General features: G+C 60.2%; 9 protein-coding genes. 6 read left to right on the forward strand and 3 right to left on the reverse strand.

Going from position 1 to position 11920, the window contains the following annotated elements:
* Positions 1–205 precede the first annotated feature (205 nt).
* From hflK (ACMXYJ_RS01515) to cfaB, 5 genes are all read left to right on the forward strand, one after another.
* Complete coding sequence (gene hflK / locus ACMXYJ_RS01515; RefSeq protein ID WP_415760665.1) at positions 206–2164, forward strand: protease modulator HflK; 1959 nt, start codon at positions 206–208, stop codon at positions 2162–2164.
* Positions 2161–3195, forward strand: coding sequence for a protease modulator HflC (gene hflC, locus ACMXYJ_RS01520; protein ID WP_129439821.1), 1035 nt, complete (start codon positions 2161–2163; stop codon positions 3193–3195). The genes hflK (ACMXYJ_RS01515) and hflC overlap by 4 nt, the downstream gene beginning before the upstream one ends.
* Positions 3192–4250, forward strand: a complete 1059-nt coding sequence (gene hflK / locus ACMXYJ_RS01525) for a protease modulator HflK (RefSeq protein ID WP_415758544.1) — start codon at positions 3192–3194, stop codon at positions 4248–4250. The genes hflC and hflK (ACMXYJ_RS01525) overlap by 4 nt, the downstream gene beginning before the upstream one ends.
* Entirely contained in the window at positions 4247–6157 is a 1911-nt protein-coding gene (locus tag ACMXYJ_RS01530) for a cation-translocating P-type ATPase (RefSeq protein ID WP_415758545.1), read from the forward strand. Before hflK (ACMXYJ_RS01525) ends, ACMXYJ_RS01530 begins: the two co-directional genes overlap by 4 nt.
* 227 nt (positions 6158–6384) lie before the next feature.
* The gene (gene cfaB / locus ACMXYJ_RS01535; RefSeq protein WP_223431337.1) at positions 6385–7569 is read left to right on the forward strand and encodes a C17 cyclopropane fatty acid synthase CfaB; all 1185 of its coding nucleotides are present in this window, start codon (positions 6385–6387) and stop codon (positions 7567–7569) included.
* Here the strand turns inward: cfaB and cls are convergent.
* Positions 7566–9005 (reverse strand): cardiolipin synthase, encoded by a 1440-nt coding sequence (cls, locus tag ACMXYJ_RS01540; RefSeq protein ID WP_415758546.1) that lies wholly within the window; start codon positions 9003–9005, stop codon positions 7566–7568. The two genes, cfaB and cls, sit on opposite strands and share 4 nt — an antisense overlap.
* 131 nt (positions 9006–9136) lie before the next feature.
* Here cls and ACMXYJ_RS01545 point away from each other — a divergent pair, with 131 nt between their 5' ends.
* Positions 9137–9658, forward strand: a complete 522-nt coding sequence (locus ACMXYJ_RS01545; RefSeq protein WP_415758547.1) for a DUF3617 domain-containing protein — start codon at positions 9137–9139, stop codon at positions 9656–9658.
* Between the two features lie 23 nt (positions 9659–9681).
* Here the strand turns inward: ACMXYJ_RS01545 and ACMXYJ_RS01550 are convergent, their stop codons facing one another.
* On the reverse strand, positions 9682–10563 hold the full coding sequence (locus tag ACMXYJ_RS01550; protein WP_415758548.1) for a His/Gly/Thr/Pro-type tRNA ligase C-terminal domain-containing protein: 882 nt from the start codon (positions 10561–10563) through the stop codon (positions 9682–9684).
* Positions 10564–10580: 17 nt separating this feature from the next.
* Positions 10581–11918 (reverse strand): dihydroorotase, encoded by a 1338-nt coding sequence (locus ACMXYJ_RS01555; protein ID WP_415758549.1) that lies wholly within the window; start codon positions 11916–11918, stop codon positions 10581–10583.
* Positions 11919–11920 lie beyond the last annotated feature (2 nt).

Raw genomic sequence — 11920 nt, forward strand, 5'->3', positions numbered from 1 at the left:
TGGAGTGAATCGGATCGGAATGGGTAAACGTAGTTCTTGAGTAAAATTACGAACGTAATATGTGCGTTCCGCAGCATTTCGGTCAAGGTTTCAGCCAAGCGACAGGTTGAGCGCCTTTAGATACAGCATTTAAGAACGGAAATTTCACGGCTTTCGTTATATCGTAACGAATTGCGATATGAGCAACGATAAACACTGGGGTGGTATGCAAGTCGATCTCGATGTCGATGGGACGCAAGTAGCCGGGCTGCCGCGTTTCCAGCAGGCGGTTTTTCAAGGGCGACGATTACGTCAGTTCGCAATCGGTCTGGGCGCTCTTGCGGCGACAGGTGGGTTGCTGGCGTTTTTTGTCGGGCTGTTTGCGCCGCAGTCGCTCTGGCCCGCGTTGCTGGTCAATCAGAGCGCCGGTTTGCTGGTGCTGGTTGCCGGGTTGCAATCGGCCTGGTGGGTGACGCAATGGCGCGCGCGGGCGTTGAACCCGGTCGTGCAGGTCGTCGTTGCTGACGAAGTTGTTGCCCCGGTGGGCTGGTACGAGCAGTTGCTGGATCGGCTCAGCCAGCGATGGCTGCGAATGCTGGTGCAGATCGGCGCTCCCACGCTGTGGCTCGCGGGTTGGTCGCTGTTGACGTTGTTGAGCATCGAACAAGTCTGGAACCTTGCACTGCCGCCGACCGCACTGGGATTGTCGGCCAGTGTCGGTGCGGCGCTGTCCTTGTTGCTGGCCTTCGGTTTACTGGTGCTGGAGCGTCAACTGGCGCAGGAAAACGTCGCGCAATGGCCCGAGGCAGCGTCGTTGGCGCAGATGACCCGGGTGGCGATCATTTGTCTGGTGCTCAGCGCGTTGTGCTTGTTGTTGGGTAGCGAATCCTCGGTATGGCCGGCGCGTCTGGCGGTACTGATCGGCCTGCTGCCGGGGCTCGTCGCCGCCGAGCTACTGTTGCGCGCGATGCTGTCGTTGTTCAGTCCGCAGCGCGAACAACTCGAACCTGCCTTGCTGGCGCGCAGCTTCGTCGCCGACATGCTGCGCTGGCCGCCGCAACCTTTGCTGGCCTTACAGCACGAATTGCACAACCGCTTCGGCATCGACCTTCGACAGATCTGGGCCTTCACCTACATGCGTCGGGCATTTCTGCCGGTGTTCGCCGTGGTCTCGATAGTGGGTTGGTCACTGACCGGCATTCACGAAATCCCCATGCAAGGGCGGGGCATCTACGAGCGATTCGGCAAACCGGTGGAGGTGTTCGGTCCTGGTTTGCACGCGGGTTTGCCCTGGCCTCTGGGCCGAGTGTTGAGCGTCGAGAACGGTGTGGTTCACGAATTGGCCACCAGTGTTGGCGACACACCGGCGCCGGTCGTGGCCGAACCCGCCGAAGGCCCCGCACCGGCGATTGCCAATCGCTTGTGGGACGCCAGCCACGTGAACGACAAATCTCAAGTCATTGCCAGCAGCCGAGCCGACAAGCAGAGCTTCCAGATCGTCAACATGGACGTGCGTTTCGTCTATCGCATCGGCCTGAGCGATCAAGCGGCATTGGCGGCGACCTACAACAGCGCTGATGTCCCGACACTGATCCGCAGCACCGCCAGCCGAATTCTGGTCCACGATTTCGCCTCGCGAACCCTCGACGGTTTGCTCGGCGAAGACAGGGTAGGGCTTGCCGAAGAGATTGGTCGGGCGGTACAGGCTGACTTGCAGAAACTCGACAGCGGCGTGGAAATTCTCGCCACCGTGGTCGAGGCGATTCATCCGCCGGCCGGTGCCGCCAATGCCTATCACGGCGTCCAGGCTGCGCAGATTGGTGCCCAGGCATTGATTTCTCGTGAGCGTGGGGCGGCGGCGGAAGCCACCAACCAGGCGCAATTGCAGGCCAGCATCGCTCGCGATCAAGCGACGGCCAGCGCTCGTGAAATCAGCGCTACCGCTCAAGCGGCGGATCTGCGATTCAGCGCCGAACAAAAGGCCTACGCCAGCGCCGGCCAGGCCTTCGTGCTGGAACAGTACTTCAGCCAACTGTCCCAGGGCCTGGCCAACGCCAGGTTGCTGGTGCTCGATCATCGTCTGGGCGGCAGCAGTAACGCGCCGACCATCGACTTACGCACATTCACGCTGCCGGCTGATCCTGCGCCGGCGCGTAAAACTGCTCAGCCAGGAGCTGCCAATTGAGCCAGTCGCACACTCACGATCACGATGACCACACTGGCCACGATCACGGCCATGGCGGGCATCACCACGGCCATCACCACCACGGTGACCCCCAAGAAGCGGGCCCGTTTCCATGGCGGCGAATGGGCTGGGCAGCGTTGCTGGTGGCGTTCGCCATTGCGGCAGCGAGCCTGGTGCAAGTGCGTTCGGGGGAGGCCACGGTGATCACGCGTTTCGGTAATCCGTCGCGGGTACTGCTGGAGCCGGGTCTTGGCTGGCGTTGGCCTGCTCCTTTTGAAGCAGCGATTCCTGTCGATCTGCGACTGCGCACGACCTCGAGTGGTTTACAGGATGTGGGGACGCGGGACGGTTTGCGCATCATCGTTCAGGCTTACGTGGCGTGGCAGGTTCAGGGCGATCCGGACAACGTGCAACGCTTCATGCGCGCCGTACAGAATCAGCCGGACGAAGCAGCGCGGCAGATTCGTACGTTTGTGGGTTCGGCTCTGGAAACCACGGCCAGCAGTTTTGATCTGGCTAACCTGGTGAACACCGACGCCAACAAAGTACACATCGCTGATTTTGAAGCGCAGTTGCGTCAGCAAATCGATCAACAGCTGCTCACGACCTATGGCGTGAGGGTGCTGCAAGTTGGCATCGAGCGTCTGACCTTGCCGTCGGTTACCCTCACCGCTACGGTCGATCGCATGCGTGCCGAGCGTGAAACAATCGCCACCGAACGCACGGCCATCGGCAAGCGCGAAGCGGCGCAAATCCGTTCCGCTGCTGAGCGTGATGCACGAATCGTCCAAGCCGATGCCACGGTGAAAGCTGCCGATATCGAAGCACAGTCGCGGGTTGAAGCCGCGCAGATTTATGGTCGCGCCTACGCCGGGTCACCACAGCTCTACAACCTGCTGCGCTCCCTCGACACACTAGGCACGATCGTCACGCCCGGTACAAAACTGATTCTGCGCACCGACGCCGCGCCGTTCCGGGTGTTGGTTGACGGTCCGCCGACCCTCGATAACAAGTCCGGGTCGCAGCCATGAATTTAGTTCCACGTGGAACAAATGAGTTAAGCAGTCCCTGGATTCAGGCGGGGCGATTGGCTTTTTTGGCCCTTTACGCCGTGACAGTGTTAGCCGCTTTAGCGTGGGCATTTTCCAATGTGCGGCAGATCGATCCGCAAAATCGCGCGGTGGTTTTGTACTTCGGCGCGCTGGATCGCATCCAGAATGCTGGCCTGCTATTGGCTTGGCCCCGTCCGTTTGAGCAGGTGATTTTGTTGCCTGCGGCGGATCGGGTAATTGAGCGTCGGGTGGAAAACCTACTGCGCACTGATGCGGCGTTGCAGGCAGACCGAGCGGCGAGTTTCGCTACACCGATCAGCGATGCACTCGCCGGCTCTGGTTATTTGCTCACCGGTGACGCGGGCGTGGTGCAACTGGATGTGCGAGTTTTCTACAAAGTCACCGAGCCGTATGCCTTCGTTCTTCAAGGCGAACATGTATTGCCGGCATTGGATCGATTGGTAACTCGCAGCGCGGTGACCCTCACTGCCGCGCGAGATCTGGACACCATTCTAGTGGCGCGACCGGAACTCATTGGCGCGGATAAACAGGCTGCCGAAAGACGTGAACGTCTACGCGGTGATCTGGTGCAAGGCATCAATCAGCGCCTGGCTGACCTGACCGCGACCGGGCAGGGATTAGGAATAGAAGTGGCGCGAGTCGACGTGCAATCGAGTCTGCCCGGTCCGGCGGTCAACGCCTTCAACGCTGTGCTGACTGCCAGTCAACAAGCCGACAAAACCGTGGCCAATGCTCGCACTGAAGCCGAGAAACTGACTCAGACTGCCAACGAACAAGCCGATCGCACGCTGCAAGTCGCTCACGCCCAAGCGAGTGAACGCCTGGCCAAAGCCTCGGCTGACACGGCCACGGTATTGAGCCTGGCCAAGGCGCAACAACAAGGCACCGACCCGCAAATGCTGCTGCGCATCTACCGCGAGCGGATGCCGAAGATTCTTGGTCAGGCCGGCTCAGTGACCACGGTCAACCCGAAAGACGATTCCCGCCTGATCATTCAGGGAGCAGCACAATGACCACCCAAACCGCCGCCGCACCGAGCATGTTGTCCTCGGCTGAACAACGCAGCGCCGCCCGACAATTGACCCTGGCCATGCTCGCATTGGGCCTGCTCGCGCTCGGCCTGACCTGGCGCTGGTTGTCGCCGGAGCAGACGGGCGTCAGTCAATTGCTGCTGGGCTTTGCTTCGTTATTGGTGGCCGTGCCCGTGATGCGTTCAGCTTGGTACAGCTTGCGTTATCCGAGTCTGCACGGGATCACTGATCAATTGATCGCCCTGGCTATGCTGGGGGCGTGGGCAACGGGTGATCTGCTGACCGCAGCGTTGCTGCCGATCATCATGATCTTCGGCCACGTGCTGGAAGAGCGCAGTGTGATCGGCTCGCAGGAGGCGATTCGCGCCCTCGGCAAGCTGACGCGCAGCCACGCGCGCAAGGTTCAGGCCGATGGCTCCATCGTCGAAGTGGATAACGGCACACTCAAGGCTGGCGACCTCGTCGAGGTGCGCGCGGGTGACCGGGTGCCGGCGGATGGTCGGGTGTTGTCCGGTCAGGCGAGCCTGGACACCGCTTCGATTACTGGCGAATCGGTGCCGATGGAGGCGGGCATCGGCATGCAAGTCTTCGGCGGCGCGATCAACCTCGACGGTCTGCTGCGTATTGAAGTGACTCGCACCGGCAATGAGTCGACCCTCGGTAAAGTCATCGCGCTGATGCAAAGTGCCGAGCGTTCCAAACCACCGATCACGCGACTGCTGGAACGCTACGCTGGCAGCTACATGGTGCTGGTGTTGCTGCTGGCCGCTGTGACCTGGTTCGTCACTAACGATGCTCAGGCCATGCTCGCGGTGTTGGTGGCTGCCTGTCCTTGCGCGTTGGTGTTGTCCGCGCCGGCCACGGCGATTGCCGGGGTGGCGGTGGCGGCTCGTCACGGGATTCTGATTCGCAGCTCTGCGTTCCTCGAAGAGTTGGCAGACCTGACTTCACTGGTGGTCGACAAGACCGGAACCCTGACCTTCGGCACCTTGCGTTTGCAATCCATCGACAGTCCGCTCGAGGATCGCAGCCACGTCCTTAAACTCGCCGCCAGCCTCGGGTCCGCCAGCAGTCATCCGGTCAGCCGCGCGCTCGCCGGGTTGGTCACCCAGGAACATTTTCTGCTGCTCTCCGATATCCACGAGCGTCAGGGGCTGGGTGTGGTGGCGATGACGGAGCAGGGCGAGGCGGCGCTCGGGCGTCCGGAGCTGTTCGCGCAATTGGGCATCGCCACTTCAAGCGTCCCCGACCACGATGGCCCGATTGCCGGGTTGGCGCTCAACGGTGAATTCCTCGCCTGGCTTTTGCTGGCCGACAGCGTCAAACCCGAGGCTCGATTTGCCTTGAGCGAGTTACGTGAATTGGGGTTGGGCCGGCAGTTGCTGCTGACAGGTGATCGACAAAGCGTCGCACACACACTGGCGCGGGATGTCGGGATCAGCGACGTTGAAGCTCAAGCGTTGCCCGAGGACAAACTCAATCGCGTGCTGAAGGAAATCGGCAGCGGCTTCCGGCCGATGGTCGTAGGAGACGGGATCAACGATTCGCTGGCGCTCAAGGCCGGTGTGGTCGGCGTGGCCATGGGCGCGGGTGGGGCGGACATCGCGCTGGCCTCGGCCGATATCGTCCTGATCGGCAGCGACCTGCGTCGACTCGGCACGTGTGTGCGCTTGAGTCGCCAATGCCGGCACACGTTGCAGGTTAACGTGATCATCGGTCTGGGCTGGACGCTGGCGATTGTAGTCTTCGCCGCCTTCGGCTGGCTTGGTGCTGCGGGAGCGATGATTGCTGCGCTGTTGCACAACTTCAGCACCTTGCTGGTGTTGGGGAATGCCGGGCGTTTACTGCGTTTTCAGGAACCATTGCTCAAGCTTGAGGATGAGGATTGAGTACGCCGGTTGAATGCTCTAAACAGCGCGATCACGGGCGGTTTCAAGTTTTCAGAACTGTGCGATGAATTCGTAGTCATCTAGGGTGAGGGCAATCACTTTTGTGAATTCGCGACGGTGGGTTCGAGCGTTACGAATCATAGAAAAGGGCTATCAATTCGGTAGCCGGCTATTTTTCAAGGATGGACTACCCTCACATCAGACGTCTGAAACAAGAGGGTCTATCCATGCTCGCGCATCTTCCTCCGGCCTTACAGAATCTGCAGTTACCGCTACGCCTGCGACTCTGGGACGGCCATGAATTCAATCTGGGGCCGACGCCAAGCGTCACTATTGTGGTCAAGGACCCACAAATGGTTACCCAGTTCACTCACCCAAGCCTGGACGCGCTCGGAGCGGCGTTTGTCGAAGGTAAACTTGAGCTGGAAGGCTCCATCAGCGACGTGATCCGCGTCTGCGATGAGTGGAGCCAGGCGTTGCTCGGCGATCAAGACAGTCAGCCAGTGCGCACCGCTCACGACAAAGAAGCCGACGCCAAGGCGATTTCCTACCACTACGACCTTTCCAATGCGTTTTATCAGCTGTGGCTCGACAGTGACATGGCGTATTCCTGCGCCTATTTCGAGACCGGCAGTGAAACGCTGGAGCAGGCCCAGCAAGCCAAATTCCGTCACTTGTGCCGCAAGCTGCGGCTGCAACCAGGGGAATACCTGCTGGATGTCGGCTGCGGTTGGGGCGGACTGGCCCGGTATGCGGCTCGGGAGTTTGGCGCGAAGGTATTCGGGATCACCCTCAGTAAAGAGCAACTGGCACTTGCCCGTGAACGGGTGACTGCCGAAGGCCTGGACGATCTGGTCGAACTGCAACTGCTCGACTACCGCGACCTGCCTCAGGACGGTCGCTTCGACAAAGTGGTCAGTGTCGGTATGTTCGAACACGTTGGTCACGCCAATCTGGCCGAGTACTGCAACACCTTGTTCGGTGCGGTGAAGGAGGGTGGCCTGGTGATGAACCACGGGATCACCGCCAAACACATCGACGGCCGTCCGGTGGGGCGCGGTGCCGGCGAATTCATCGAGAAATACGTGTTCCCCAATGGCGAGCTGCCGCATCTGTCGATGATCTCTGCCGAGATCAGCGAAGCAGGGCTGGAGATCGTCGACGTCGAGAGTCTGCGTCTGCATTACGCGCGTACCCTGGACCACTGGAGCGAACGCCTGGAAGACAATCTGGAAGCGGCTTCCAGGCTGGTGCCCGAGCAGGCCTTACGGATCTGGCGGCTGTACCTGGCGGGATGCGCTTACGCGTTCGCCAAGGGCTGGATCAATCTGCACCAGATTCTCGCGGTAAAAGCCCACCCCGATGGCAGCCATGAACTGCCATGGACGCGAGACGATATCTACAACCCTTAAAGTATCGGTGAAATAAGCCGGGCGACCCGCATGCCGACCTGTTGCAGGCGGCGGGTCTCCCGGCTTTCTTCTTTGGCGATCTCGTGAGCCTGGGCGAAGTCATCGTTGAGCATCTGTTCTACTTCGGCGGCAAACGCGCTGTCGACCGTCAACAGCATCACTTCAAAATTCAGCCGGAACGAGCGGTTGTCCAGATTGGCACTGCCAATGGCGCTGATTTCGCTGTCGATCAACACCACTTTCTGATGCAGGAACCCCGGCTCATAGCGGAACACCCGCACGCCAGCGCGCACGGCTTCGAAGGCATAAAGGCTGGAGGCGGCGTAGACGATCCGGTGGTCCGGTCGAGAGGGCAGCAGCAGCCGTACATCCACGCCTCGCAGAACCGCCAGCCTTAACGCTGCGAACACGGCTTCGTCGGGGATGAAATACGGACTGGTGATCCACACCCGCTCGGTGGCGGCATGGATGGCTTCGACGAAGAATAACGAACAGGTTTCGTAGGAATCCGCCGGACCGCTGGCGAGCAATTGGCAGAGCACGCCGTCGTCCGGGTAAACGTCCGGCAGGATCAGCGGCGGCAATGAGCGGGCAGCCCAAAACCAGTCTTCAGCAAACGATTCCTGCATGCAGGCAACTACCGGCCCGCGTACTTGCACATGGGTATCGCGCCACGGGGCGAGGGGTGGTTTCTCGCCCATGTACTCGTCGCCGACGTTGTGCCCCCCGACGAACCCCAGCACTCCATCGACCACCACAATCTTGCGGTGGTTACGGAAGTTGACCTGGAAGCGGTTAAGCCAGCCGCTGCGGGTGGCAAAGGCTTTGACCTCGACGCCGGCATCGCGCAGCGGCTGCACGTAACTGTGCGGCAGGGAATGGCTGCCGATGCGGTCGTACAATAAATAAACCGCCACGCCTTCGGCGGCTTTCTGCAGTAGTAAGGTTTGCAGGCGTTGGCCGAGGCGATCGTCGTGGATGATGAAAAACTGAATCAGCACCGCTTCCTTCGCATTGCTGATGGCTTCAAAAATGGCGTTGAAGGTGGCTTGGCCGTCGATCAGCAAACGCACTTCATTGTTCGCCAGGCACGGCATGCGCCCCAGTTTCGGCATGGCCCTCAAGGACGCGTAAGCACTTGAGGCGCGAGCGGTCAGCGCCTCTTCTACCCAGGGGCGCCAGTTCAGCTCGGAGATTGCCTTGCGCATTTCTTCGTTGGCCTGGCGCCGCGCCTTGATGTAGCCATCGAAGGTACTGCGGCCGAAGACCAGATAGGGGATGAGCGTGAGGTAGGGAATAAACAGCAACGACAGGGCCCAGGCGATCGATCCCTGGGCGGTCCGGACGGTGAGCACGGCGTGGATGGCAGCGATCAGGCCCAGCGTGTGAAGCAGTGCAATCATGTAGCCGAAAATATGCGGTCCAAAGTAATCCATGGGGCAGCCTTGCTCCTGAAGATTCAATGCTTAACAGACCATGTTCCGTGCAGAATGTCGCTATTTAATTGGCCCATGAACCGAAGCCGCTGGCTGACGTCTAACGGCCACTACTGATCAGGAGTTACTCGATGAACGTTCGTCTTCTGGGTTTGGCCATGGCTGTTGGTTTGTCACTTCCTGTGGCTGCTCAGGCGCAGATGTTGCAGCCCGGTTTGTGGGAAATGACCACAAGCAACATGAAGGTCGATGACCAGAATCTCCCGGATTTGCAGCTGATCCTTGGCCAGATACAGAGCCAGATGACCCCTCAACAGCGCGCGCAGCTCGAAAAGCAGGGCATCACCATGGGCGGCAAGGGGATTCGGGCTTGCCTGACTCCGGAGCAGGTGAAGACAGACAATATCCCGCTGACCGATCCACAGTCGGGCTGCAAGCAGGAAATCACCGACCGCACCGGGAACCAGTGGAAATTCCGCTTCAGCTGTCCGAAAGCGCAGGGCACCGGTGTCGCCACTTTCCTAAGTGATCGTGAGTTCACCACTAAGGTTAACGGCACCTTCAATGCTACCGGCATTCAGCAGAAGGGCAGCCTCGATAGCCGCGCCGTGTGGTTGGGGCAGGATTGCGGGACCGTCAAGCCAAGAGCTTAAAAGCCCGCCAGCAGGCCCGCGCCCTACATGACTGTGTGGGAGCGGGCCTGATTCAACCACTCACACACCGTTTCAACGCTCATCCTGCCGAAATCCTCCCCAGTGCGGCTGCGCACACTGACAAACCTGCCTTCTTCTTCTTTCTCCCCGATCACCACCAGATACGGCACGTGCTGACTGTGCTCGCGAATCTTTTGGCGGACTTTCTCGTGACGCAGATCCGCGCGGGCATGCACTCCACTTCTGCGCAATGCCTCGGTTACTGACTGCGCATAATCCGCCTGACGTTCGTCCATGCTGACGATCATGACGTGTGGCGGTGTGCGCCAGTTATCGAGCTCTTGTTGGCAGGACCAGCACGTACCGTAAATCCGTTGCGGCACCGTACCGCTGATGTGGTCGAGGGTGAACGCTTGCAGCACTCTGGTCGCGGGGACATGCGGGCCAGCGGTCGTCGATTCGAAGTTCCCCAGGCGGTACAGCGATGTCTTTCCTTGACGGCGAATCGAGTGATTGGTCGCCGCCAGCGTCTGCATGCGGGCCTCGATCAGTGGCAAGTCTGTCTGCGTTAAGGATCGCTCGGCAGAGAACTCATGAAAGAACCCGTCGCCTAGCGCCGTTCCTGAGTGCAGTTGCACTTGTGGATGGAGTTGTTTAACGGCCATGGCCAGCATCAGTACACAGGAGCGTCGCAGGATCTCCAGCCCATCAGGCTCTCGAGGCGTGACGATGCTGACCCGGGCATCGGCCTCGATCATGAACTCACAGTCCACCAGGATGCCGTCCACTCGGCCGGCCACCGCCGCTTTTGCCAGCTCGGATCCGATACTCGCGGCGAGCTCGTACACCGACAGTGGCTGGTCGTATTCACGCAATGAACCATCGCTCAGGGTGATGTGAATCATGTCGGTGCTCTCGAGTGCTAGCGCATAAACCGTAGTGGTAAACCCTGACAGTTGTCATTAAGACGTTGGTCGTGCCAGGCAATTTGCCCCGACACGATCGTGCTGCTGACGCTGTGGCGGAAACGCTGTCGGGCAAAAGGTGTCCAGCCGCATTGAGACAGGATCGGCTGCTGGGAAACGGCGACGCCACCGGGTTCCGGTTTGATCAGAACGAGGTCGGCCCAATAGCCTTCGCGCAGATAACCGCGGTCGGGAATGGCGAACAGATCGGCGACCCGGTGACTGGTCTTGGCCACGAGCGTAGTGATCGGCAACACTTCATCCGCGACCAGTTCCAGCAACGCGGGCAGGGCGTGTTGCACCAACGGCAAACCGGAAGGCGCCTGGCTGTACGGCCGCTGTTTTTCGGCCCAGGTGTGGGGCGCATGATCGCTGCCGATCACGTCGAGCCGATGGCTCAGCAATGCTTTACGCAAGGCATCGCGGTCGGCCTGGGTTTTGATCGCCGGATTGCACTTGATCAGGTTGCCGAGGCTCGGGTAATCCCGGTCATCGAACAGCAAGTGGTGCAGGCAGACTTCGGCGGTGATGCGTTTCTGGGCCAGCGGCTTGTCTTCGAACAACGCCAGTTCACGGGCGGTGGTCAGGTGCAGAACATGCAGTCGGGTGCCGTGACGCCTGGCCAGGTCCACGGCCATAGAGGAAGAGCGAAAGCAGGCCTCGGCGTTGCGGATCAGCGGGTGGGCCGCAGCAGGAATGTGTTCACCGAACAAGTCACGCAGGTTCGCGGCGTTGGCGTCGATGCTGGGCGTGTGTTCGCAGTGGGCCAATAAAAGGGTCGGCACCTGCGCGAATAACCGCTCCAGAATCTGTGGGTCATCGACCAGCATGTTGCCGGTCGAAGCGCCCATGAACACTTTGACGCCGGCGACTTCACAGGGATTGAGCCTGGCGACGGTGTCGAGATTGTCGTTGCTCACGCCGAAATGAAAGCCGTAATTGGCGACGGAGTTGATCGCGGCTCGACGCTTTTTGTCGGCCAGTGCGCTGAGGGTCAGGGTCGCCGGATTAGTGTTGGGCATGTCCATGAAGCTGGTGATGCCACCGGCCACCGCAGCCCGGGATTCGGTGTAGAAGCTGCCTTTGTCTGGCGAGCCTGGATCGCGGAAATGCACTTGGTCGTCGATCATTCCGGGCAGCAGCCATTGCCCTTGTGCGTCGATTTCCACGTCGGCATTTTCACCGTGGATGCTGCTGGCGATCTTCACGATTCGACCGTTGCTCACCAACAGATCACCCTCAAACTCACGACCTTCATTCACCAGCCGGGCATTGCGAATCAGCACGCTGCTCATGG

The sequence above is a fragment of the Pseudomonas arabinosi genome (assembly GCF_047758675.1).
Lineage (GTDB): Bacteria > Pseudomonadota > Gammaproteobacteria > Pseudomonadales > Pseudomonadaceae > Aquipseudomonas > Aquipseudomonas arabinosi.

Bases quoted from the DNA above. Each gene is read 5' to 3' on its own strand.
- hflK (WP_415760665.1), top strand. From the start codon at position 206: ATGCAAGTCGATCTCGATGTCGATGGGACGCAAGTAGCCGGGCTGCCG.
- hflK (WP_415758544.1), top strand. From the start codon at position 3,192: ATGAATTTAGTTCCACGTGGAACAAATGAGTTAAGCAGTCCCTGGATT.
- ACMXYJ_RS01530 (WP_415758545.1), top strand. From the start codon at position 4,247: ATGACCACCCAAACCGCCGCCGCACCGAGCATGTTGTCCTCGGCTGAA.
- cfaB (WP_223431337.1), top strand. From the start codon at position 6,385: ATGCTCGCGCATCTTCCTCCGGCCTTACAGAATCTGCAGTTACCGCTA.
- cls (WP_415758546.1), bottom strand. From the start codon at position 9,005: ATGGATTACTTTGGACCGCATATTTTCGGCTACATGATTGCACTGCTT.
- ACMXYJ_RS01545 (WP_415758547.1), top strand. From the start codon at position 9,137: ATGAACGTTCGTCTTCTGGGTTTGGCCATGGCTGTTGGTTTGTCACTT.
- ACMXYJ_RS01550 (WP_415758548.1), bottom strand. From the start codon at position 10,563: ATGATTCACATCACCCTGAGCGATGGTTCATTGCGTGAATACGACCAG.
- ACMXYJ_RS01555 (WP_415758549.1), bottom strand. From the start codon at position 11,918: ATGAGCAGCGTGCTGATTCGCAATGCCCGGCTGGTGAATGAAGGTCGT.